Origin of the sequence: Bacillus sp. BB51/4 (assembly GCF_008368845.1) — a bacterium.
Classification (GTDB): Bacteria; Bacillota; Bacilli; order Bacillales; family Bacillaceae_G; genus Bacillus_A; species Bacillus_A wiedmannii.
The window spans coordinates 212,348-235,781 of record NZ_QOSC01000017.1 but is presented as its reverse complement, the minus strand read 5'-3'; the positions used below and the strand labels follow the sequence as shown (position 1 = coordinate 235,781).

21 protein-coding genes and 1 other annotated feature are annotated in these 23,434 nt (G+C 36.5%); all 21 genes read left to right on the top strand.

From position 1 onward, the window contains the following. Positions 1 to 25: 25 nt before the first annotated feature. The 21 genes from DN392_RS24055 to ileS2 all read left to right on the top strand — a co-directional run bounded on the left by DN392_RS24055 (position 26) and on the right by ileS2 (position 23,311). Complete coding sequence (locus DN392_RS24055; protein ID WP_001266244.1) at positions 26 to 1,942, top strand: stage V sporulation protein D; 1,917 nt, start codon at positions 26 to 28, stop codon at positions 1,940 to 1,942. 207 nt (positions 1,943 to 2,149) lie between these two features. Next, entirely contained in the window at positions 2,150 to 3,625 is a 1,476-nt protein-coding gene (murE, locus tag DN392_RS24050; RefSeq protein WP_048565658.1) for a UDP-N-acetylmuramoyl-L-alanyl-D-glutamate--2,6-diaminopimelate ligase, read from the top strand. Positions 3,626 to 3,647: 22 nt separating this feature from the next. Beyond that, positions 3,648 to 4,622 carry a phospho-N-acetylmuramoyl-pentapeptide-transferase gene (gene mraY, locus DN392_RS24045; RefSeq protein WP_000893058.1) on the top strand — a complete coding sequence of 325 codons (975 nt, stop codon included), beginning with the start codon at positions 3,648 to 3,650 and terminating at the stop codon, positions 4,620 to 4,622. Further along, positions 4,623 to 5,975, top strand: a complete 1,353-nt coding sequence (gene murD / locus DN392_RS24040; protein ID WP_064056442.1) for a UDP-N-acetylmuramoyl-L-alanine--D-glutamate ligase — start codon at positions 4,623 to 4,625, stop codon at positions 5,973 to 5,975. A gap of 90 nt (positions 5,976 to 6,065) precedes the next feature. After that, a complete protein-coding gene (gene spoVE / locus DN392_RS24035; RefSeq protein WP_000753517.1) occupies positions 6,066 to 7,157 on the top strand; it encodes a stage V sporulation protein E in 1,092 nt (363 codons plus the stop codon). Positions 7,158 to 7,261: 104 nt separating this feature from the next. Then, positions 7,262 to 8,356 (top strand): undecaprenyldiphospho-muramoylpentapeptide beta-N-acetylglucosaminyltransferase, encoded by a 1,095-nt coding sequence (gene murG, locus DN392_RS24030; protein ID WP_001265424.1) that lies wholly within the window; start codon positions 7,262 to 7,264, stop codon positions 8,354 to 8,356. Positions 8,357 to 8,417: 61 nt separating this feature from the next. Beyond that, a complete protein-coding gene (gene murB, locus DN392_RS24025) occupies positions 8,418 to 9,323 on the top strand; it encodes a UDP-N-acetylmuramate dehydrogenase (RefSeq protein ID WP_000437052.1) in 906 nt (301 codons plus the stop codon). Positions 9,324 to 9,421: 98 nt separating this feature from the next. After that, positions 9,422 to 10,192, top strand: coding sequence for a cell division protein DivIB (gene divIB / locus DN392_RS24020; protein WP_000798232.1), 771 nt, complete (start codon positions 9,422 to 9,424; stop codon positions 10,190 to 10,192). Between the two features lie 400 nt (positions 10,193 to 10,592). Then, on the top strand, positions 10,593 to 11,900 hold the full coding sequence (ftsA, locus tag DN392_RS24015; protein ID WP_001087543.1) for a cell division protein FtsA: 1,308 nt from the start codon (positions 10,593 to 10,595) through the stop codon (positions 11,898 to 11,900). 39 nt (positions 11,901 to 11,939) lie between these two features. Beyond that, entirely contained in the window at positions 11,940 to 13,094 is a 1,155-nt protein-coding gene (gene ftsZ, locus DN392_RS24010; RefSeq protein WP_000888983.1) for a cell division protein FtsZ, read from the top strand. A gap of 313 nt (positions 13,095 to 13,407) precedes the next feature. Next, positions 13,408 to 14,325, top strand: a complete 918-nt coding sequence (gene spoIIGA, locus DN392_RS24005) for a sigma-E processing peptidase SpoIIGA (RefSeq protein ID WP_000261976.1) — start codon at positions 13,408 to 13,410, stop codon at positions 14,323 to 14,325. 19 nt (positions 14,326 to 14,344) lie between these two features. Continuing rightward, positions 14,345 to 15,064 (top strand): RNA polymerase sporulation sigma factor SigE, encoded by a 720-nt coding sequence (gene sigE, locus DN392_RS24000; RefSeq protein WP_000976947.1) that lies wholly within the window; start codon positions 14,345 to 14,347, stop codon positions 15,062 to 15,064. A 157-nt stretch (positions 15,065 to 15,221) separates the two neighbouring features. Next, positions 15,222 to 16,001 (top strand): RNA polymerase sporulation sigma factor SigG, encoded by a 780-nt coding sequence (gene sigG, locus DN392_RS23995; protein WP_000197753.1) that lies wholly within the window; start codon positions 15,222 to 15,224, stop codon positions 15,999 to 16,001. Positions 16,002 to 16,173: 172 nt separating this feature from the next. Continuing rightward, positions 16,174 to 16,452 carry a YlmC/YmxH family sporulation protein gene (locus DN392_RS23990; protein ID WP_000619414.1) on the top strand — a complete coding sequence of 93 codons (279 nt, stop codon included), beginning with the start codon at positions 16,174 to 16,176 and terminating at the stop codon, positions 16,450 to 16,452. Between the two features lie 117 nt (positions 16,453 to 16,569). Next, positions 16,570 to 17,388: a peptidoglycan editing factor PgeF gene (pgeF, locus tag DN392_RS23985; RefSeq protein WP_064459842.1), complete on the top strand. Its 819-nt coding sequence runs from the start codon at positions 16,570 to 16,572 to the stop codon at positions 17,386 to 17,388. Then, the gene (locus tag DN392_RS23980) at positions 17,385 to 18,059 is read left to right on the top strand and encodes a YggS family pyridoxal phosphate-dependent enzyme (protein ID WP_000218035.1); all 675 of its coding nucleotides are present in this window, start codon (positions 17,385 to 17,387) and stop codon (positions 18,057 to 18,059) included. The genes pgeF and DN392_RS23980 overlap by 4 nt, the downstream gene beginning before the upstream one ends. Positions 18,060 to 18,078: 19 nt before the next feature. After that, positions 18,079 to 18,549, top strand: coding sequence for a cell division protein SepF (locus DN392_RS23975; protein WP_000119131.1), 471 nt, complete (start codon positions 18,079 to 18,081; stop codon positions 18,547 to 18,549). 6 nt (positions 18,550 to 18,555) lie between these two features. Next, positions 18,556 to 18,819, top strand: a complete 264-nt coding sequence (locus DN392_RS23970) for a YggT family protein (protein WP_000259082.1) — start codon at positions 18,556 to 18,558, stop codon at positions 18,817 to 18,819. A gap of 15 nt (positions 18,820 to 18,834) precedes the next feature. After that, on the top strand, positions 18,835 to 19,602 hold the full coding sequence (locus DN392_RS23965; RefSeq protein WP_064459843.1) for a YlmH family RNA-binding protein: 768 nt from the start codon (positions 18,835 to 18,837) through the stop codon (positions 19,600 to 19,602). Positions 19,603 to 19,691: 89 nt separating this feature from the next. Further along, the gene (gene divIVA / locus DN392_RS23960) at positions 19,692 to 20,198 is read left to right on the top strand and encodes a septum site-determining protein DivIVA (RefSeq protein WP_001131609.1); all 507 of its coding nucleotides are present in this window, start codon (positions 19,692 to 19,694) and stop codon (positions 20,196 to 20,198) included. 51 nt (positions 20,199 to 20,249) lie between these two features. Further along, positions 20,250 to 20,474: a binding site (T-box leader), on the top strand. Positions 20,475 to 20,545: 71 nt separating this feature from the next. Further along, positions 20,546 to 23,311 (top strand): isoleucine--tRNA ligase, encoded by a 2,766-nt coding sequence (gene ileS2, locus DN392_RS23955; protein WP_000455964.1) that lies wholly within the window; start codon positions 20,546 to 20,548, stop codon positions 23,309 to 23,311. The last annotated feature ends 123 nt before the right edge of the window (positions 23,312 to 23,434 follow it).

Below are 23,434 nucleotides of genomic sequence, written 5' to 3'. Positions count from 1 at the left end.
AGGCGTAAGGGAGGCTTGTTCCAATATGCGTGTATCAAATGTAACAGTTAGAAAAAGACTTATTTTTATACTCATATCAGGTATACTTATTTTCACTATCATCGATATTCGTCTTGGATATGTGCAATTTTTTCTTGGGAATATGTTAACGGATCGTGCGAAAGATTCATGGAGTCGTAATATTACTTTTGAACCTGAACGTGGGAAGATTTTAGACCGGAATGGTGTGGAACTTGCTACGAATAAAAGTGCCCCAACTGTCTTTGTTGTACCGAGGCAAATTGAAAAACCAGCAGAGACTGCAGAGAAGTTAGCTGCAGTATTAGGTGTGGAAAAAGATGAGGTTTATAAGCGGATTACAAAAAAAGAATCGATTGTAAGGTTAGATAAAGGTGGAAGAAAAATATCACATGATAAAGCGAAAGAGGTACGAGGATTAAGTTTGAAAGGTGTTTATATCGCAGAGGACTCTATCCGGTACTATCCATTTGGCAACTTTTTATCACACGTATTAGGGTTTGCAGGTAGTGATAACCAAGGTCTTATGGGACTGGAAAAATATTATGATAAAGAGCTAAATGGTGATGAAGGTCATGTGCGTTTTTTTGCAGATGCAAAAGGCCAAAGGATGCCTAATGTTGGCGATGATTTCAAAAAACCAGAAGCTGGTTTGAATTTAGGTTTAACAATTGATGCACGTATTAATAGAATTATGGAAAGAGAAATGAATATTGCAGAGTCGACATATAATCCAGATGGTATGATTGCGATTGCAATGAATCCGAAAAATGGTGAAATTTTAGGTATGTCGAGTCGGCCGAGTTTTGATCCAGCAGATTTTCAAAGTGTTTCTCCAGAAGTGTATAATAGAAATTTACCAGTATGGAGTACGTATGAGCCTGGTTCAACATTTAAGATCATTACGTTAGCAGCAGCCTTGAATGAAAATTTAGTAGACTTAGAGAAAGATACGTTTTATGATGATGGAGCAGCTGAAGTGGGTGGAGCTAGATTGAAATGCTGGAAAGCGGGAGGCCATGGTAGCCAAACGTTTTTAGAAGTAGTTCAAAACTCATGTAACCCAGGATTTATTGAACTTGGTGATCGTCTTGGTAAAGACCGATTGTTTAAATACATTCGTAATTTCGGCTTTGGACAGAAAACCGGAATTGATTTGCAAGGTGAAGGTAGTGGGATTTTATTTAATTTAGATAAAGTCGGTCCAGTTGAGCAAGCAACTACTTCATTTGGTCAAGGAGTTTCTGTAACACCAATTCAACAAGTAGCAGCAGTAGCAGCGGCTGTAAATGGTGGGACATTGTATCAACCGTATATAGCTAAGGAATTTATTGATCCGAAAAATAATCAAGTTGTAAGTAAAAAGACACCTGTGGAAAAAAGAAAAGTTATTTCCAAGGAAACTTCAGAAAAAGTTCGGTATGCATTAGAGAATGTTGTAGCAAAGGGATCTGGTAAAGGTGCTTTCATTGATGGGTATCGTGTAGGTGGAAAAACAGGTACGGCTCAAAAGGTGAAAGATGGTAAATATTTAGAGAATAATTATATAGTATCTTTTATCGGTTTTGCTCCAGCAGATGATCCGGAAATTGTTGTCTATGTTGCTGTTGATAATCCGAAAGGTGTAACGCAATTTGGTGGAGTAGTAGCAGCTCCAATTGTTGGGAATATTCTTCGGGATGCACTTCCTGTTATGGGAGTGAAACCGAGAAAAGAACAAGTTGAGAGAGAATATAAATGGGGCGATACACCAACTGTGGAAGTTCCGAATTTAATTGGTATGAAAAAGAAAGACTTACAGACACAACTCGTCGATTTGAAGCTTGATATAAGTGGAGACGGAGAGAAAGTAATTAAACAATCCCCAGAAGCAGGAGCTAAAGTGAAAGAAGGCTCAAAAATTAGAATTTACTTCGGGAATTAAAGGTAACCTAGTACGTTTTATGGTACAATTGGTGGAAGTGAGTTCTTTATAGAAGAGTTACTTAAATTGAGGCTGTAAGAGCCCCAATTATAAATAAGTCTATTTATTAGACACAGTAGCACTTACCTCCTATTTTACATATTTAGGAGGTAACGTGTTGCTTATTAAAAAAGAGATAAATACACAATGTAGAGAGGGTTTAGTGAAATGAAGTTGCATACACTTTTATCATGTTTGCATGATTTTCCAGTTGTTCCAAAAGAAAATCCAGAAATCACATCTATAGAAGCTGATTCACGTAAAGTGAAAGAGGGAAGCTTATTTGTATGTATGAAAGGATATACGGTTGATAGCCATGATTTTGCTAAGCAAGCAGCGGCACAAGGAGCGGCTGCTATTGTTGCGGAAAGACCAATTGATGTTGACGTTCCAGTTGTACTTGTGAAAAACACTTTTCGTTCGTTAGCGGTTTTAGCTGATTATTTTTATGGTCAACCAACACACAAGTTACATTTAATCGGAATTACAGGTACAAATGGAAAGACAACAACATCGCATATTATGGATGAGATTATGCGCGCACATGGTCATAAAACGGGGCTAATTGGAACGATTAATATGAAAATCGGTGATGAAACATTTGAGGTGAAAAATACAACACCAGATGCACTAACACTTCAACAGACATTTTTAAAAATGGTTGAGCACGGTGTAGATAGTACAGTAATGGAAGTTTCGTCACATGCTTTAGATCTTGGTCGTGTACACGGATGTGATTACGATGTAGCAGTGTTTACAAATTTAACACAAGATCATTTAGACTATCATAAAACGATGGAAGAATATAAACATGCAAAAGGGTTGCTATTTGCACAACTTGGCAATAGTTATAACCATGATCGTGAAAAGTACGCGGTACTGAATAACGATGATGCTGTAACTGCGGAATATATGAGAAGTACTGCGGCAACTGTTGTAACGTATGGAATTGATACAACAAGTGATATTATGGCCAAAGATATCGTTATGACGAGTGGTGGAACTACATTTACGCTTGTAACACCGTATGAAAGTGTAAATGTTACGATGAAATTGATTGGGAAATTTAATGTATATAACGTACTAGCGGCAACAGCGGCAGGACTTGTTTCTGGTGTAAGTTTAGAAACGGTTATTGATGTAATAAAGCAACTAGCTGGAGTTCCAGGACGTTTTGAAGTAGTTGATGGTGGACAAAATTATACAGTTATTGTTGATTATGCACATACACCAGATAGCTTAGAGAATGTATTAAAAACAGCAAAACAGTTTGCAAAAGGCGATGTATATTGCATCGTCGGTTGTGGTGGAGATAGAGATCGAACAAAGAGACCAATTATGGCAAATGTTGCAACAAAATATGCAACTCATGCAATTTACACTTCAGATAATCCAAGAAGTGAAGAGCCAGGGGCTATTTTAGATGATATGGTGCAGGGTGCAAATGGGAATAATTATGAAGTAATTATTGATAGAAAAGAAGCGATATACCATGCAATTGCTAACGCGAAAGCTGAAGATATCATCATTATTGCTGGTAAGGGTCATGAAACGTATCAAATTATTGGTAAAGACGTTCATCATTTTGACGATCGTGAAGTCGCTAAAGAAGCAATTACAGAGCGTTTAAACAACGAAGAGTAACAACGTGAGAGGAGGACTACATGTGCTTGAGCAAGGTTTATTAGTAACGGCTGGGGTAGCATTCTTAATTTCTGTTGCCCTTTCGCCATTGTTTATTCCATTTTTAAGGAAATTAAAGTTCGGACAGAGTATTCGTGATGAGGGACCAAAGTCACATCAAAAAAAATCAGGGACACCTACAATGGGTGGTATTGTCATATATGTATCTATGATGGTAACTTCACTTATTATGGCGATTAAGTTTAATCATTTAGGTGCAGAGGTTTCGTTATTATTATTAGTGACATTTGGCTACGGATTAATTGGATTTTTAGATGACTACATAAAGGTAGTTAAGAAGAGAAATCTTGGTTTAACATCAAAACAAAAATTAGTAGGTCAGCTTGTTATTGCTATTGCGTTCTTTTTAATTGGAAAAGGGCAAGCGTTCCACACATACATCATGATTCCGGGAACAGATGTTAAGTTTGAACTAGGTTGGGCGTATTTTGTACTTGTATTATTTATGCTTATTGGTGGATCAAATGCAGTTAACTTAACTGACGGTTTAGATGGTTTATTATCAGGAACAGCTGCTATTGCATTTGGAGCGTTTAGTATTATTGCAGTAGCGCAAGAGCAATTTGGAGTAGCGATATTCTGTATGGCAGTTGTAGGAGCTGTACTTGGATTTTTAGTATTCAATGCAAATCCAGCGAAAGTGTTTATGGGAGATACAGGTTCCTTAGCTTTAGGTGGAGCCATTGCAGCTGTAGCGATTTTATTAAAACAAGAATTACTACTTGTAATCATTGGTGGAGTATTCGTAATGGAAACTTTATCTGTTATTATTCAGGTCATTTCTTTTAAAACAACAGGAAAACGTGTCTTTAAAATGAGTCCATTACACCATCATTATGAATTATGTGGTTGGTCAGAGTGGCGTGTTGTTGTGACATTTTGGTCTGTAGGCTTTTTATTAGCTGTGTTAGGAATTTATATCGGGGTGTGGATGTAATTGAAAACTGTAACTGAATTTCAAAATAAAAATATTCTTGTATTAGGCATTGCAAAAAGTGGTTATGCAGCAGCTACGCTGTTACAAAAATTAGGGGCAAATGTAATTGTAAATGACGGAAAGCCTTTAGCGGATAATGTACTTGCTGCAGAATTACAAGCAAAAGGAATGGACGTTGTATGCGGTGGTCATCCTTTAGAATTGTTAGAGAGAAATATTTCTCTTGTAGTAAAAAATCCAGGAATCCCGTATTCTAATCCAATATTAGTTGCTGCGAAAGAGAAGCAAATTCCAATTGTTACGGAAGTTGAATTAGCATATCGTATTTCAGAAGCGCCATTTGTTGGGATTACGGGGTCTAACGGTAAAACGACGACGACAATGCTTGCATTTGAAATGCTAAAAGAAGGACAAAAGCATCCTGTAATTGCAGGGAACATAGGAACTGTAGCGTGTGAAGTAGCACGGGATGCAAAAGAAAATGAAGTTGTAGTTACAGAACTTTCATCGTTTCAACTGATGGGAGTAGAATTGTTCCAACCTAAAATTGCTGCGTTTTTAAATTTATTTGAGGCCCACTTAGATTATCACGGGACGAAGAAGGAATATGGTTTAGCAAAAGCAAATATTTTTAAAAACCAAACAGAAAATGATTATAGTGTAATAAATGCAGATGATGCAGATGTGATGGCTTTATCTGCTTATAGTAAAGGGCAAAAAGTACTATTCTCGACAACGAAAGAAATTGAAGATGGTGCGTGTATAAAAGAGAATGCTCTTTGTTTTAAAGGTGAAAAAGTTGTTGAAGTAGGCGATATCGTTTTACCTGGTCAACATAATTTAGAAAATATTTTAGCAGCGATGAGTATCGCAAAATTATTAGGTGTTTCTAATGAAGCGATTACGGCGGTGTTAAAACGTTTTACAGGTGTAAAACATCGTTTAGAATATGTAACAACTATTAACAATCGTAAGGTTTATAATGATTCAAAAGCAACGAATATGTTAGCGACTGAGAAAGCTTTATCTGCGTTTACACAACCGATTGTGTTATTAGCAGGTGGGCTTGATCGTGGAAATGAATTCGATGATTTAATTCCGTATTTCAAAAATGTAAAAGCAATTGTGACATTTGGACAAACAGCTCCAAAATTAGTAAGAGCTGCAGAAAAAGCGGGATTAGATACAATTGAAAGTGTCGATACTTTAGATGAAGCGGTAGTGAAAGCTTATGCTCATTCTACAGATGGCGATGTAATTCTTCTTTCTCCAGCATGTGCAAGCTGGGATCAATTTAAAACATTTGAAGAAAGAGGAGACATGTTTATACAAGCTGTGCATAAACTTATATAAAGTAAATCAAAACATCAGTAGGCTAATACCTACTGATGTTTTGTTACATAGGGCAAAAGTTTCTGCCTAAAGAGGTGGTGTTTATGGGTAATGAAGAAAACCCCTGATTTTATTCTCATCATCGTTACACTTGCGTTGTTAACAATCGGAATGGTTATGGTGTATAGTGCGAGTGCGGTTTGGGCCTCTTATAAAATGGGGGACTCATTCTTTTTTGCAAAAAGGCAATTGCTATTTGCAAGTATTGGTGTAGTGGCAATGTTTTTAATTATGAAAATTGATTATTGGGTGTGGCGTACGTATTCAAAAGTAATTTTGCTAGTTTGCTTCATTCTTCTTATTCTTGTTCTTGTTCCTGGGGTAGGACTTGTTCGAGGAGGAGCGCGAAGTTGGATTGGAATCGGGGCATTTTCCATTCAACCGTCAGAATTTATGAAGTTTGCGATGATTATTTTTTTAGCAAAATTTTTAGCGGAACGACAAAAATTAATTACCTCTTTTAAACGTGGTTTACTACCAGCTCTTAGTTTTGTATTTCTTGCTTTTGGGATGATTATGTTACAGCCAGATCTTGGCACAGGAACGGTAATGGTTGGGACATGTATTATTATGATATTTATCTCGGGAGCAAGGGTCTTTCACTTTGCAATGTTTGGTTTGCTTGGTGTAGCAGGATTTGTAGGGCTAATTGCATCAGCACCGTATCGAATGAAACGTATTACATCATATTTAGATCCGTGGTCAGATCCGCTTGGAAGTGGATTTCAAATTATTCAATCGTTACTCGCAATTGGACCTGGTGGATTATTCGGGCTTGGACTTGGACAAAGTAGACAAAAGTTTCTTTATTTACCTGAACCGCAAACAGACTTTATATTTGCAATCTTATCCGAGGAATTAGGTTTTATTGGTGGTTCATTTGTGTTATTATTATTTAGTCTATTATTATGGCGTGGGATTCGTATAGCTTTAGGAGCGCCAGATTTATATGGTACGTTTTTAGCAGTAGGTATTGTGGCGATGATTGCGATTCAAGTAATGATTAATGTTGGTGTTGTAACAGGATTGATGCCTGTAACAGGTATTACTTTGCCGTTTTTAAGTTATGGTGGATCAAGTTTGACATTAATGTTAATGGCAGTAGGTGTATTATTAAATATAAGTCGCCATTCTCGCTACTAAACCCTGTTTTATAAGACAGGGTTTTTCGTATGTGCGCGAAGAAACATGATGTATATAGAAATAAATACGACTGAAATAAGAAAAGAGAAGCGGAGGAGTTAGTAGTGCGTGTATTAGTAAGTGGTGGGGGCACTGGAGGTCATATTTATCCGGCTCTTGCTCTAATAAGAGAAATAAAAAAATTAAATCCGGAAGCAAGGTTTTTATATATTGGTACGGAGAGTGGATTAGAGAGCACAATCGTTCCAAAAGCAGGCATACCGTTTCAATCTATTGTTATAAGTGGATTTAAGCGTAAAATATCGTTAGATAACGTGAAAACGGTGATGCGTTTCCTAAAGGGTGTACAAGATAGTAAACGATATATTCGTCGTTTTAATCCGGATATTGTGATTGGAACGGGTGGATATGTATGTGGACCAGTTGTATATGCTGCAGCAAAATTAGGTATTCCAACCATTGTACATGAACAAAATAGTGTACCTGGTGTAACGAATAAATTTTTAAGCCGCTATGTTGATAAAGTTGCGGTTTGTTTTGAAGCGGCTGCAGAACATTTTCCACAGTCAAAAGTGGTGATGACAGGAAATCCAAGAGCATCAGAAGTAATGGATCAGAATGGAATGAAAGGAAAACGTTCAGTAGGTTTATCTCTTCCTAAAAAATCGGTACTTATTTTTGGTGGAAGTCGTGGGGCTAGACCGATTAACGATGCTTTCGTAGAGGCAATTGAACAGTTTGGAAATAAAAGTTACGAAATATTGTATGTAACAGGTGAAGTTCATTATGACAAAGTGATGGAAGCAGTGAAGCAAAAAGGGAATCCGAATAATGTTATTATTAAACCTTTCATTCATAATATGCCAGAGGTACTTACAGGGGTAGATCTTGTTGTTTCAAGAGCGGGGGCAACAACACTTGCAGAATTAACCGCGTTAGGTAAGCCAAGTGTGTTAATACCTAGTCCTTACGTAACAAATAACCATCAGGAAAAGAATGCACGTTCCGTTGTCGATAAAGGAGCAGCAAAAATGTTGCTTGAAAAAGACTTAACAGCAGAAACGCTTATTCGTGATATTGATGAGATTTTATTAGATGCACAAACATTACAAAATATGAAGCTGGCTGCGGGGCAATTAGGTATTCCAGATGCAGCAAATAAGCTGTATGAAGTAATGAATAAGCTTGTAAAAAAATAACGTTAGGTGAACGCCCTGCATACTACTGTAATAAGGATACTTAGTATGGGGGAGATTGTTTATGGAGCAATTAGTAAATGAGCTTATAGAAGCAAATGTTGGTCGCGTGTTAGTGAATGAAGCGTTAGCGCGTTATACCACTATGAAAATAGGTGGACCAGCTGATATTTTAATTGTGCCAAAGCATGTTGCCAGTATTGAAAAAACGTTGCAGTTAGTAAAAAAATATAAAACAAAGTGGACTGTAATTGGTCGAGGTTCGAACCTTCTTGTATCTGATCTAGGTATAGAAGGTGTCGTTATTCGTTTAGGAGAAGGATTAGACCACTTAGAAGTCGAAAAACATAGAGTAAGAGTTGGTGGTGGGTATCCCCTTATTAAATTATCAACTTTACTTAGTCGTCAAGGGTTATCCGGTCTGGAATTTGCCAGTGGTATTCCAGGAAGTGTTGGTGGTGCAGTGTATATGAATGCTGGAGCACATAAATCGGATATATCAAACATATTATCAAAAGCTCTTATTTTGTTTGAAAACGGAACAATTGATTGGTTAACACATGAAGAAATGGAGTTTTCCTATCGTACTTCTGTATTGCAAACGAAACGTCCTGGTATTGTTTTGGAAGCTGAGTTTCAATTGCAGGTAGGAGAGCGTGAGGGAATCGTAAGCGTCATGCAAAAGAATAAAGACTACCGTCGTGAAACACAGCCGTGGAATCATCCTTGTGCAGGAAGCATATTTCGGAATCCAATCCCATACTTTGCAGGAGACTTAATAGAAAAGGCGGGGCTTCGTGGTTATCAAATAGGCGGAGCTCAAATTTCTGAAATGCATGGGAATTTTATTATTAACACTGGGGGAGCCAGTGCGCAAGATGTCTTATCTTTAATTGCATTAATAAAACAAACAATCAAGGATAAATTTGGCGTAGAAATGCATACAGAAGTAGAAATCATTGGAAGATAACGGTTATTCGTTCCGCTCATTATCATTTATGTTATAATAAGAAGATAAGAACGGCATGAGGAACATGCCGTTTTTTATGTTACGTAGGGGGATCGTACATGAAAAATAGTAAAGTGATTAAACTACAGGATCGTGTACCAAAGTTAAAAAATCAACAGAAGAAAAACAAGAAAAATGTTAATCATCGGTTGATTTTATACATATCAATTTTATTTTTATTAGTGCTCTTTTTAATTTATTTTCGGTCTCCGCTAAGCAATATCAAAAAGATAAGTGTGTTTGGAAATCATTATATGACAGATGAACAAGTGATGAAGGAATCAGGTGTGACGTATGATACAAGTTATTTCCGAGTGACAGCACATAAAGCAGAAGAAAACCTAACGAAACGAAAAGAAATTAAAGCAGTAAATGTAAAAAAACGTTTTCCAAATAAAATTGATGTTCATATTGAAGAATATTTAACGATTGGTTATATAAACAAAGATGGGAAATTACAACCGTTACTAGAGAACGGGAAAACACTTGATGTACTTCCGAATGGAAAACTTCCTGTTGCAGCACCAATTTTTGAACCTTTTAAAGAGGAAAAAATGAAGGAGTTAATTGCTGAGCTTGAAAAATTAACACCAACTATTTTAAGGTCTATTTCTGAAATTCGTTATTCACCGACGAATGCGAATGAAGATCACCTTACTTTATATATGAACGAAGGGTACGAAGTGAGCACTACGATTCAAAATTTCGCAAAGCGTATGGAAGCTTATCCGCTTATCTTAAAAACAATTGAACCGGGTAAAAAGGTATTAATTGATTTAGAAGTAGGGGCATATACGAAAGAATTAGGAGCGGAAGAAAAAAAAGAATAGAACGATAGTTTTTACTACGTCCCTGTAGAAAAAACGAAACGAACGTTCTATTGAATGCATCTGAATTTACAAGAATGGTTCATTTGATGAAAAAGATGTAAAAATTCTTAGATTCATACTAGGATTGGTACAAGTTTCACTTTTCTATGAGTACATCTTAGTGTAGACTTATACTTGGCGGTAATCTTTACACTTGAAATAGAATTATTTCAAGATAAGCAGTTATTCACAGTTTACTGCGATATTCTTAAATGAATGTTAAATAAAAATAAGAAAAATATAGGGTTAAAAAAGGGAAACGTATAAAGACGTTGAATATTTTTCTTATAAATAGTAAAGTTGCGATTGTTGTTCCATATATTGAGTTGTATGGTATAAATAAAGAAGGAGGTGCCAAAGAATGAACAGCAATGAAATATATGTTAGTCTTGACATCGGTACATCCAATGTTAAAGTCATCATTGGTGAAATGGTTAATGACAGCTTAAACATTATTGGTGTTGGAAATGTAAAATCAAATGGTTTAAAGAAGGGATCGATAGTTGATATAGACGAGACTGTTCGATCAATTAAAAAAGCAATTGAACAAGCTGAGCGCATGGTGGGAATCCACATTGAGCAAGTTGTAGTAGGTGTCAATGCAAACCAGGTACAGCTACTTCCTTGTCACGGAGTAGTCGCTGTTTCAAATGAAGATCGTGAAATCGGGAATGAAGATGTCTTACGCGTTCTAGATGCAGCACAAGTTGTGTCAATTGCTCCAGAGCGTGAGTTTATTGATGTGGTACCTCGACAGTTCATCGTAGACGGTCTTGACGAGATTAACGATCCACGCGGGATGATCGGTGTAAGATTAGAAATGGAAGGTACACTTATAACAGGCTCGAGAACTTTACTACATAACCTACTTCGTTGTGTAGAAAAAGCAGGTCTTGAAATAGTTGATATTTGTCTTCAACCTTTAGCGGCTGCAACAGTTGCTATATCTTCAGATGAGAAACATAGAGGAGTAGCCCTTGTTGATATGGGGGGAGGATCTACAACTTTATCTATTTTTAAAGATGGAGAGTTACAAGCGACGAGCGTATTACCGTTAGGTGGAGACCATATAACGAAGGATATTGCGATTGGGTTGAAAACTTCAACAGACAATGCAGATCAAATAAAGTTGAAATATGGACATGCTTTTTATGATACAGCATCTGAAGAAGAGATGTTTACGGTTCCTATTATGGGAAGCGATCAAACAGAACAATATTCTCAGTTGGAATTATCGGATATAATAGAGGCTCGTGTAGAGGAAATTTTAATGTTTGTTCAAGATGAAGTGCGTAAGTTAGGAGTAAAGCAAGTAGCTTCTGGCTATGTACTAACTGGTGGAATTGCTTCTATGCCGGGTGTTCTTGATCTTGCATATGATATTTTACATGAAAATGTTCGTATAGCGACTCCTGATTATATTGGTGTGCGTGAGCCCCAATATACAAGTGGAGTAGGATTAATTAAACATTCTTATCAAAAAGCTAAATTACGTGGGAAAAATGTGCAGGAAAAGCAAGAACATTTTGAACCAGTACCAGCACCAGCACCAACGCCGGTACAACAGCAACCTGCGAAACAAAAAACTCGTAATCAAAACAATAATAATCAAAATGATGAACGTATGATGTCAAAAGTAAAACGTGTATTCCGTTATTTATGGGATTAAAATTGGACACGAAAAATGAGGTTCTAGGGGGATTTCGACATGTTAGAGTTTGATACTACTCAAGATCAATTAGCGAATATAAAAGTTATCGGTGTCGGCGGTGGCGGAAACAATGCTGTAAACCGTATGATTGAACACGGTGTACAAGGTGTAGACTTTATCGCTGTGAATACTGATGCACAAGCATTAAATCTATCAAAAGCTGAAACAAAAATGCAAATTGGTGGAAAATTAACACGTGGACTTGGTGCAGGTGCAAACCCTGAAGTAGGGAAAAAAGCTGCAGAAGAAAGTAAAGAACAGATCCAAGAAGCACTTCGTGGTGCGGATATGGTCTTCGTAACTGCTGGTATGGGCGGCGGAACTGGAACTGGTGCAGCTCCAGTTGTTGCTCAAGTTGCAAAAGAATTAGGTGCATTAACAGTTGGTGTTGTGACACGTCCATTTACATTTGAAGGACGTAAACGTGCAACGCAAGCAGCATCTGGTATTGCGGCATTTAAAGAAAATGTAGATACGCTTATTGTAATTCCAAACGATCGCTTATTAGAGATTGTTGATAAAAATACGCCGATGTTAGAAGCATTCCGTGAAGCAGATAACGTATTACGTCAAGGTGTTCAAGGTATTTCTGATTTAATTGCAACACCAGGTTTAATTAACTTAGACTTCGCAGACGTAAAGACAATTATGTCTAATAGAGGTTCTGCTTTAATGGGTATTGGTTCTGGTAATGGAGAAAATCGTGCTGCTGAAGCTGCGAAAAAAGCGATTTCTAGTCCATTATTAGAAACATCTATTGATGGAGCTCAAGGTGTTATCATGAACATTACGGGTGGAGCTAACTTAAGCTTATATGAAGTACAAGAAGCGGCAGACATTGTAGCTTCAGCTTCAGATCCAGAAGTAAATATGATCTTCGGTTCTGTTATTAATGAAGGATTAAAAGATGATATCGTTGTAACTGTAATTGCAACTGGTTTTGATGATAGTGCTTCGACGCAGCCACCAAAACCAATTATCCGTCCGACTGCGAATCACACGCAACAACAGCAACAGCAAGTAGCTCAACCTTCAAAACAACGTGAAGTTAAGCGTGAAATGAAACGTGAAGAGCCGGTTGTGCATGAGCGTCATACAGATTCAGATGACATCGATATTCCAGCATTCTTACGTAACCGTCGTAGACGATAAAAGAAAAGGAGTTTTTATGCTCCTTTTTTGTTTTATACAGGGAAAAGATCTGCTAAGCAGGTCTTTTTTTATTTTATATATTTCGATTTATCCCGCTATTTGCTGGGCAGCCTGATTCGTGCGGGGTGATTAAAGTTTCACTTAATATATAAGTAAAAAGATATAGTATTCTATGAAACATATACTTTTATTTTTTACCGACAGATTTTGTCTAGAAAGCACAAAATAACAAAAAAACACCTCCGCAAATTGACACACTTTCCTATTGGATATGCATTATACTAGTCTCAACTTAAAAAAAGAGGTGAATTGTTTGGTTGTTTACGCCGACGTTGTTTGGTTGTTAAACGCCTGCATTGATTTTCTTTTACTTTTATTAACAGCAACCGTGTTAAAAAAGAAGATCAAAAGATGGAGGCTTGTGTTAGGGGCATTTATAGGTTCAACCATTGTTATTTTTGCCTTTACTCCTTTTGCTTCTATGATGACACATCCAATTATGAAACTACTGTACTCGTTACTTATTGTGTATACAGCATTTGGGTTTACAACGTTTAGAAACTATGCACAAACTGTTTTTACTTTTTACTTTGTAACCTTTATGGTTGGCGGAGGGTTAATTGGGACTCATTTCTTTTTGCAAACGAATGAAATGGTAAATGGATTGGTTCAATCTCAATCAATTTCTTACGGTGATCCAATTAGCTGGTTGTTTGTTGTTTTTGGTTTTCCAGTAATTTATTATTTTTCTAAAAAGCGTATTGAAAGCGTAGAGGTTACAAAAATACACTATGACCAAATTGTGAAATTGAAAATTCAATTAGCTGAAGAGGAACTAGAACTCGCAGGTTTAATTGATAGTGGGAACCAACTTTACGACCCGTTAACAAAAACACCCGTTATGATTATGCATATTTCATCATTAGAGCATTGCTTGCCAGCTTGGTTAACAGAACAAATTTATTCCAAAACAGAGATTCCTCAAATACCAGAAAATGATTCTGGCTGGGCGACAAAATTACGCTTAATTCCTTTCAGAGCAGTAGGAGTAGAGAATCAATTTTTATGGGCAATTAAGCCAGACAGTGTGCAAATTTATCATGAAGGTAGTTCTATTGTAGTCAGCAAAGTATTGATTGGGTTGAATACACAACAGTTGTCAACCAATGGAGAGTATCAATGTATTGTGCATCCGAAAATGTTAATTTCGCAAAAAATGGTAATTGCTTAATAATGGGAGGCGGGATAATATGATGAAATTAAAATTTTATTTAGTATACCTTTGGTATAAAGTATTGTTGAAATTAGGAATTAAGACCGATGAAATTTATTATATCGGTGGAAGTGAAGCGTTGCCACCACCGTTAACGAAAGAAGAAGAGGAAGTTCTTTTGAATAAATTGCCAAAAGGAGATCAGGCAGCAAGATCGTTACTGATTGAACGCAACTTACGCTTAGTTGTATATATAGCAAGAAAGTTTGAAAATACAGGGATAAATATTGAAGATTTGATTAGTATAGGAACAATCGGCCTTATTAAAGCAGTGAATACATTTAATCCGGAAAAGAAAATAAAATTAGCGACATATGCCTCACGTTGTATAGAAAATGAAATTTTAATGCATTTGCGTCGGAATAATAAAAATCGTTCAGAAGTTTCTTTTGACGAACCGCTTAACATTGATTGGGATGGGAATGAACTTTTGTTATCAGATGTATTAGGTACAGATGATGATATTATTACAAAAGATTTAGAAGCTACTGTAGATCGTCATCTTCTAATGAAAGCATTGCATCAATTAAATGATCGTGAAAAACAAATTATGGAACTTCGGTTTGGGCTTGCTGGAGAAGAGGAAAAGACGCAAAAAGATGTGGCGGATATGCTTGGGATTTCACAGTCATACATTTCGCGTTTAGAAAAAAGAATCATAAAAAGATTACGAAAAGAATTTAATAAAATGGTGTAAAGAATAAGACCAGCCGTTATCTAGGCTGGTCTTATTCTCTTTCGTTGTATGAGAAGAGACAAAGAAAATGAAAAATGAAGAGAAAACCGCATGCATAAAATCCCCTTCAAAGGAAATACTTTACACTGTACAGCAACTCCCGATAGGAGGGAACACTTTGACGAGAAACAAAGTAGAAATTTGCGGTGTTGATACAGCTAAACTTCCCGTACTAAAAAATGATGAAATGCGTAAATTATTTCGTGAAATGCAAAGTGGAGAGATAAGCGCAAGAGAGAAATTAGTGAATGGAAACTTACGTCTTGTACTGAGCGTCATCCAAAGATTTAATAACAGAGGAGAATATGTTGACGATTTATTTCAAGTTGGTTGCATCGGACTTATGAAATCCATTGATAACTTTGATTTAGGCCAAAATGTAAAATTTTCAACGTATGCTGTGCCGATGATTATTGGGGAAATACGCAGATATTTGCGTGATAATAATCCGATTCGCGTATCTCGATCATTACGAGATATTGCGTATAAAGCGTTACAAGTAAGAGAGAAATTGATTGCAGAAAATTCAAAAGAACCAACAGCAATGGATATTGCAAAAGTGCTTGAAGTGACTCATGAAGAAATTGTTTTTGCATTAGATGCGATTCAAGATCCAGTTTCATTATTTGAACCGATTTATAACGATGGGGGAGATCCTATCTTTGTTATGGATCAGTTAAGTGATGAAAAACAAAAGGACGAGCAGTGGGTTGAAGAGTTAGCGCTGAAAGAAGGGATGAAGCGTTTAAATGATCGTGAGAAAATGATTATTCGAAAACGTTTCTTTCAAGGAAAGACACAAATGGAAGTTGCAGAAGAAATTGGGATTTCTCAAGCACAAGTGTCACGTTTAGAGAAATCAGCTATTAAACAAATGAATAAGACGATTCAAGGATAAGGTTTCACCATTTATGGTGAAACCTTTTTATATGTAATATAGTTTGTCTTCGCTCATAGTAGGGAAGTTGTGTTCATATAATGAAAATAATATGGGATTAGTAGAGGGTGCTTCCTGTTAATTTGAGAAACAGTGTTTTTTCAATTCGTCATATATAAGGGAGAGGATGAAAATGATAAGAATTTCGGAGTTGCAGATGAAAGAGATAATAAATGTTTCAGATGGAAAAAGGCTTGGGAATATTGGAGATATTGAAATTGATATGAACACAGGGAAGATCGGGTCTATTATTATTTCCAAACAGGCACGTATGTTAGGGATCTTTGGGAAGGATGTAGAAATTGTAATTCCTTGGGAGGAAATTATGAAAATTGGGGAAGATGTCATACTTGTTAGAGTAAATCCTGTTAATTCTGTAACAGAATCAATACAAACACCGACAATTTCATAAAGAATATTACAAATTCCTCTTTTTTTTCTGTTGGCATTATGAAAAAATAAAAGTATGGTAAAATAGACAGGAAGTACCATGCTTTTTTATGTTATTTTAATTAAAAGGAGTCACTTTATGAGACAACCATTTAAATATGTGGACGGTATACTGTATTTACAAGCGTGGAAAGAACTTGGAAACATTACTGCTGGATTTACGACAAAAGATGGTGGGGTAAGTACGGGCTCCTATCATGCGATGAATTTAGGATTACATGTGAATGATATCGTGGAGAACGTTCATGAAAACAGACGCATTTTAGCAAATAAGTTACAAAAACCATTAGAAAACTGGATTTGCTCTGAACAAGTTCATGATCATCATGTTGAAAAAGTAGGACAACAGGAAAGAGGAAGTGGCGTCTATTCATATGAAGACGGCATTTCAAAAACAGATGGCATTTATACGACTAATAATGATGTTCTTCTAACATCATGTTACGCGGATTGTGTTCCACTCTATTTTTATGCACCATCACATGGTATGATAGGACTTGCGCATGCTGGATGGAAAGGGACTGTAAAAGAGATTGCAAAGGAAATGATTCAAAAATGGAATGCAGAAGGGATTTCAAGTGATGAAATTCATGTTGCAATTGGACCAGCAATTGGATCTTGTTGTTACGTTGTTGATGATCGAGTGTTAACAGCAGCAGAGCAAGTAGTAAACGGCTCTGTCCCTTATAAAAAAATTTCTGATGGGCAGTACGCAATTAATTTAAAAGAAATTAATCGTATATTATGTGTACAATCAGGCATAAAAGAAGAGAATATTGTAATGTCATCTCTTTGTACAAGCTGTGAAGAACAACTATTTTTCTCTCATCGTCGTGATCAAGGTAAGACAGGAAGAATGTTGAGTTTCATAGGTTTTAAGGAGGAAGAAAGCAAGTGACAGTACAAAAAAATTTAACAACTGTAAATGAAGCAATTAAACAATCTTGCGTACGAGCGGGACGTTCGTTGCAAGATATTAAACTCGTTGCGGTTACAAAAACGGTAGGAATTGAAAAAACAAACGAAGTAATTGAAGCTGGAATTATCGATTTAGGTGAAAATAGAAATGAAAGTTTCTTACAGAAGTACGAACATTTCGGTTCAAAAGTGAATTGGCATTTTATTGGATCATTACAAACGAGAAAAGTAAAAGAAATCATTAATGAAATTGATTATTTACATTCGTTAGATCGTCTTTCACTTGCAAAAGAAATTCAAAAACGTGCTGATAAGAAAGTGAAATGTTTTATTCAAGTGAAAACATCATCTGAAGAATCAAAGCAAGGATTGGCAATAGAAGAAACCGTTTCTTTTATTCAAAGTTTGCAAGAATTGGATAAGATTGAAGTGGTGGGACTAATGACAATGGCTCCGTTTACAGAAGAAGAGGAAGAAATCAGACGCTGTTTTAAGGAGTTGTGTATGCTACAAACAGAGGTGCAGGAGCTAGAATTATTACATGCGCCATGTAAAGAATTATCAATGGGAATGTCTAATGATTACACGATTGCAATTGAAGAAGGTGCTACATATATTCGTTTGGGGACGATTTTAGTAGGAAAAGCGTAAAAGGAAGGAGAATCTTATTATGAGTTGGTCAAAAGTAAAATACTTCTTTTTTGATACACCGGAAGAAAAAGAAGCAGCTCAATATAGTTATGAAAAGGAGCAAACAGACATGAAGAAGCAGCAAGATCCGCCAGAACAACAAGATGTTGCGTTTCCAAAAGCGCAACCGAAACAAAATGTTGTGAGCATTGAAACGGCAAAGCAATCTTCAAAAGTTGTTTTATTAGAACCACGCACATATTCGGAAGCACAAGGGATTTCGGACCATTTAAAAGGTAGACGAGCTGTTGTGATTAATTTACAACGAATGTCTACTGATCAAGCTGTACGTATCGTTGACTTTTTAAGTGGTACTGTATACGCTATAGGCGGGGACATTCAAAAAATAGGACCGAAAACATTTATGTGTACCCCTGAAAATGTAGATATTGTTGGTGCAATTTCAGAGTTATTCGGTGAAGAAGAAGACACAAATATAAAGAGGTGGTAATACGCCATGGTAACAGTTTTAAACGTTTTAATTACTGCTATCGAGATCTACTCGTGGGCACTTATTATTTACATTCTTCTATCATGGTTCCCTGGTGCAAAAGAATCAACTTTTGGAGAAATTCTTGCGCGTATTTGTGAACCGTATTTAGAACCATTTCGCAGATTTATTCCGCCGCTTGGTATGATTGATATCTCTCCACTCGTTGCGATTTTCACGTTAAAGCTTGCTACGAATGGTTTAATAAGTATATTCAACTATTTCTTATAGTAAGAGGTTAAATACATGAGCATCTATGAACATTTCAGACCCGATGAAGAGGTCTTTGTGGATAAGGTGTTAGAGTGGAAGCGAGCAGCGGAGTACCATCAAGTGAAGTTAACAGACTTCCTTGATCCAAGACAACAACAAATTGTCACTATGGTAATAGGACAAGGGGATGTTGCTGTACAGTTTGATGGTGCAACGCCTCATGCAGAGCGTAAGAGAGCACTCATTTATCCGAACTATCTAGTAGTGAATGAAGAGGAATTTCAAGTAGAAGTATTGGAAATTGACTATCCTTCCAAGTTTTATACGCTAGAACATAGGCAAATATTAGGTACATTTATGTCTCTTGGTTTAACGAGAGAAAAATGTGGTGATATTTTGCTTCAAGAAGATCGTGCCCAAATTGTAGTCGCGAAAGAAGTTGTATCTTATATTGAGATGAACTTACAATCTATAGGGAAAGTGAAAGTCTCCTTATCACCAGTGCAAGGAGAAAAAATTCTACAGATGCAAGAAACGTGGGGAGAGAAATCTGGAACGGTTTCTTCACTTCGTTTAGATGTTATGTTAGCTGAAATGTTACATATATCCAGACAAAAAGTACAACCTTTCATAAAAAATGGTTTAGTAAAAGTTAATTGGAAAACAGTGGAGCAAACTTCTTATGAATGTTATCCAGGAGATGTTTTTTCAGTGAGAGGATATGGACGAAGTAAATTGTTTTCTGTAGAAGGTAGAACAAAGCGCGACAAATGGAGAATTTTGTATGGTATACTAAAATGATTGGTTTTTTAGAAGGAAATCCTCCTATTTTGTCGAAGAAAAGATATAATTGAAATAGGAAATTTAGATAACTACTTGGAGGTGGCGTTGTGCCGTTAACACCATTAGATATTCATAACAAAGAATTTGGTCGCGGATTCCGTGGCTATGATGAAGATCAAGTAAATGAGTTTCTTGATCAAATTATCAAAGATTATGAATTAGTCATTCGTGAGAAAAAAGCTTTAGAAGAAAAAGTTGCGCAATTAGAAGGGAAGTTAGATCATTTCTCTAATATTGAAGATACGTTAAACAAATCTATCATCGTTGCACAAGAAGCAGCGGAAGAAGTAAAACGTAATGCGCAAAAAGAAGCAAAATTAATCGTACGTGAAGCTGAAAAGAATGCAGACCGTATTATTAACGAAGCGTTAGTAAAATCAAGAAAAGTTGCCTTTGATATTGAAGAGCTAAAGAAACAAGCGAAAGTATTCCGCACTCGTTTCCGTATGTTATTAGAAACACAGCTTGAAATGTTAAACAACGATGATTGGGATAAACTAATTGAGTTAGAAGACGAAGTAGATGAACTGTTGAAAAAAGAAGAAACAGTGTAAGCTTGACGTTTTTCTCATTATTACATATAATTTTAAACAACATATTTATTAAGAAAAACGAAGATAGGGATAAGTACCTTTTTCATACCTTATATAGCGAACTGAGGATGGTGTAAGCTCAGGATAAGGAGATAATGGGAATATCACCCTGGAGTTCCGCGCTGAACAAATAGAGTAAGCGTAGGCGTATATTCGCGTTAAGAATATAAAGAGGATTGTATACATACGTATAGGATCTACTAGGGTGGTACCGCGGGAGACTTTCTCGTCCCTTTTTGGGATGAGAAGGTCTCTTTTCTATTCCGTTTTTTAAGTGTTTCTTTTATACATGTAAGGAGGAATTGAGCATGGAGTACAAAAATACATTACTAATGCCAAAAACAGAGTTCCCAATGCGTGGGAATTTACCAAAACGTGAGCCTGCAATGCAAGAACAGTGGGCTGAAATGAATATTTATGAAAAGGTACAAGAACATACGAAAGGTCGTCCTTTATTTGTACTGCATGATGGACCTCCATATGCGAATGGTGACATTCATATGGGACATGCATTAAATAAAGTGCTAAAAGACTTTATTGTTCGTTATAAATCAATGACAGGTTACTGCGCACCATATGTACCGGGTTGGGATACACACGGTTTACCAATTGAGCAAGCTTTAACAAATAAAGGTGTAAAGCGTAAAGAAATGACAGTTGCTGAGTTCCGTAAGTTATGTGCAGAGTATGCATATGAACAAGTAGAACGTCAACGTGAACAATTTAAGCGTTTAGGTGTACGTGCAGATTGGGATAACCCATATATTACTTTAGAGCCGGCTTATGAAGCGCAACAAATTAAAGTGTTCGGTGATATGGCGAAAAAAGGTTATATTTATAAAGGACAAAAACCAGTTTACTGGTCTCCAACGAGTGAATCAGCTTTAGCAGAAGCTGAAATTGAATACCAAGATAAAAAATCAGCATCTATTTACGTAGCATTCCCTGTAAAAGACGGAAAGAACGTATTAGAAGGTGATGAGAAATTTATTATCTGGACAACAACACCTTGGACGTTACCTGCAAACTTAGGTATTTCTGTTCACCCAGAACTTGAATACGCTATTGTAAAAGTAAATGATGAAAAATATATTATTGCTTCTGAACTATTTGAGACAGTTGCAAAAACGTTAGAGTGGGAAAATGCTGAAGTTGTGAAAACGGTAAAAGGTAGCGAACTTGAGTATACAGTTGCAAAACATCCATTCTACGATCGTGATTCATTAGTTATGCTAGGAGATCACGTAACAACAGATGCAGGTACAGGTTGTGTTCATACAGCACCAGGACACGGGGAAGATGACTTCGTTGTTGGTAAAAAGTATGGATTAGAAGTACTTTGCCCAGTTGATGATAAAGGTGTATTAACAAATGAAGCACCTGGATTTGAAGGCTTATTCTATGATAAAGCTAACAAGCCAATTACAGAAAAATTAGAAGAAGTAGGCGCGTTACTGAAACTAACGTTCATTACGCATTCATACCCGCATGATTGGAGAACGAAAAAACCAATTATTTTCCGTGCAACAGCACAGTGGTTTGCATCTATTGAAGCGTTCCGTAAAGAATTATTAGAAGCTGTTGCGGAAACAAAATGGGTACCAGCATGGGGAGAAACTCGTCTTCATAATATGGTTCGTGACCGTGGTGACTGGTGTATTTCTCGTCAGCGTGCATGGGGTGTGCCAATCCCTGTATTCTATGCAGAGAATGGTGATCCAATTATTACAGATGAAACAATTAACCATGTAGCAGATTTATTCCGTGAGCACGGTTCTAACGTATGGTTTGAGCGTGAAGCGAAAGATCTATTACCAGAAGGATTTACACATACAGGTAGCCCAAATGGTGAATTCCGTAAAGAAACAGATATCATGGATGTATGGTTCGATTCAGGTTCTTCTCACCAAGCAGTATTAGAAGAGCGCGAAGACTTACAACGTCCAGCTGATTTATATTTAGAAGGATCTGACCAGTATCGTGGTTGGTTTAACTCTTCATTATCAACAGCAGTTGCTGTAACAGGTAAAGCTCCATATAAAGGCGTACTAAGCCATGGTTTCGTATTAGATGGTGAAGGACGTAAAATGAGTAAGTCGATTGGAAACATCGTCGTACCGAAGAAAATTATGGATCAATTAGGTGGAGATATTTTACGCTTATGGGTATCTTCTGTTGACTATCAATCTGATGTACGTATTTCAGATGATATTTTAAAACAAGTAGCAGAAGTGTATCGTAAAATCCGTAACACATTCCGTTTCTTATTAGGAAACTTAGATGACTTTAAGCCAAGTGAAAATACAGTAGCTGTAGCTGAACTTCGTGAAGTAGATCGTTACATGTTAGTGAAATTAAATGACTTAATTACAAAAGTAAAAGAAGCATATGAAACATACGACTTCGCTGCTGTGTATCATGCAATTCATAACTTCTGTACAATTGATTTAAGTTCATTCTACTTAGACTTTGCGAAAGACATTTTATACATTGAAGGTGCAAACCATGAAGATCGTCGTGCAATTCAAACTGTATTATATGATGTTCTTGTTGCATTGACGAAACTTGTAACACCAATCTTACCGCATACAGCTGATGAAGTATGGCCCTACATTCCGGGTGTAACAGAAGAAAGTGTACAATTAACTAATATGCCAGAAGCTGTACAATTAGATGGTGCGGAAGCATTAAAAACAAAATGGGATGCATTTATGACGCTGCGTGATGACGTATTAAAAGCGTTAGAAGTAGCTCGTAATGAGAAAGTAATCGGTAAGTCATTAAATGCAAGTATTACGCTATATCCGACTGTAGAAATGAAAACTATGTTAGAGTCTATTAGCGAAGACTTAAAGCAATTATTCATCGTTTCTGAGTATAAACTTGGTGGTATGATGGAAGAAGCGCCAGCAGATGCGCCGAAGTATGAGCATACAGCGGTTGTTGTTGCTCAAGCAACTGGTGAAACATGTGAACGTTGTTGGGTAGTTTCAGAAACAATTGGTAAAGACGCTGAACATGAAACATTATGTGAGCGTTGTGCAACAGTTGTTAAAGAAAACTATGTAAAATAATAAAAAAACTGACTGTGCGTAAGTACAGTCAGTTTTTTTGTTGATGATATATTAAAATAACTTTCACTCTCTTTCCTATGAAGGAAAAATGTGTGTGAGGTAAGCATAGAAATTTCGGACACA

Bases quoted from the DNA above. Each gene is read 5' to 3' on its own strand.
- DN392_RS24055 (WP_001266244.1), top strand. From the start codon at position 26: ATGCGTGTATCAAATGTAACAGTTAGAAAAAGACTTATTTTTATACTC.
- murE (WP_048565658.1), top strand. From the start codon at position 2,150: ATGAAGTTGCATACACTTTTATCATGTTTGCATGATTTTCCAGTTGTT.
- spoVE (WP_000753517.1), top strand. From the start codon at position 6,066: ATGAAGAAAACCCCTGATTTTATTCTCATCATCGTTACACTTGCGTTG.
- murB (WP_000437052.1), top strand. From the start codon at position 8,418: ATGGAGCAATTAGTAAATGAGCTTATAGAAGCAAATGTTGGTCGCGTG.
- divIB (WP_000798232.1), top strand. From the start codon at position 9,422: ATGAAAAATAGTAAAGTGATTAAACTACAGGATCGTGTACCAAAGTTA.
- ftsA (WP_001087543.1), top strand. From the start codon at position 10,593: ATGAACAGCAATGAAATATATGTTAGTCTTGACATCGGTACATCCAAT.
- ftsZ (WP_000888983.1), top strand. From the start codon at position 11,940: ATGTTAGAGTTTGATACTACTCAAGATCAATTAGCGAATATAAAAGTT.
- sigE (WP_000976947.1), top strand. From the start codon at position 14,345: ATGATGAAATTAAAATTTTATTTAGTATACCTTTGGTATAAAGTATTG.
- DN392_RS23990 (WP_000619414.1), top strand. From the start codon at position 16,174: ATGATAAGAATTTCGGAGTTGCAGATGAAAGAGATAATAAATGTTTCA.
- pgeF (WP_064459842.1), top strand. From the start codon at position 16,570: ATGAGACAACCATTTAAATATGTGGACGGTATACTGTATTTACAAGCG.
- DN392_RS23975 (WP_000119131.1), top strand. From the start codon at position 18,079: ATGAGTTGGTCAAAAGTAAAATACTTCTTTTTTGATACACCGGAAGAA.
- DN392_RS23970 (WP_000259082.1), top strand. From the start codon at position 18,556: ATGGTAACAGTTTTAAACGTTTTAATTACTGCTATCGAGATCTACTCG.
- DN392_RS23965 (WP_064459843.1), top strand. From the start codon at position 18,835: ATGAGCATCTATGAACATTTCAGACCCGATGAAGAGGTCTTTGTGGAT.
- ileS2 (WP_000455964.1), top strand. From the start codon at position 20,546: ATGGAGTACAAAAATACATTACTAATGCCAAAAACAGAGTTCCCAATG.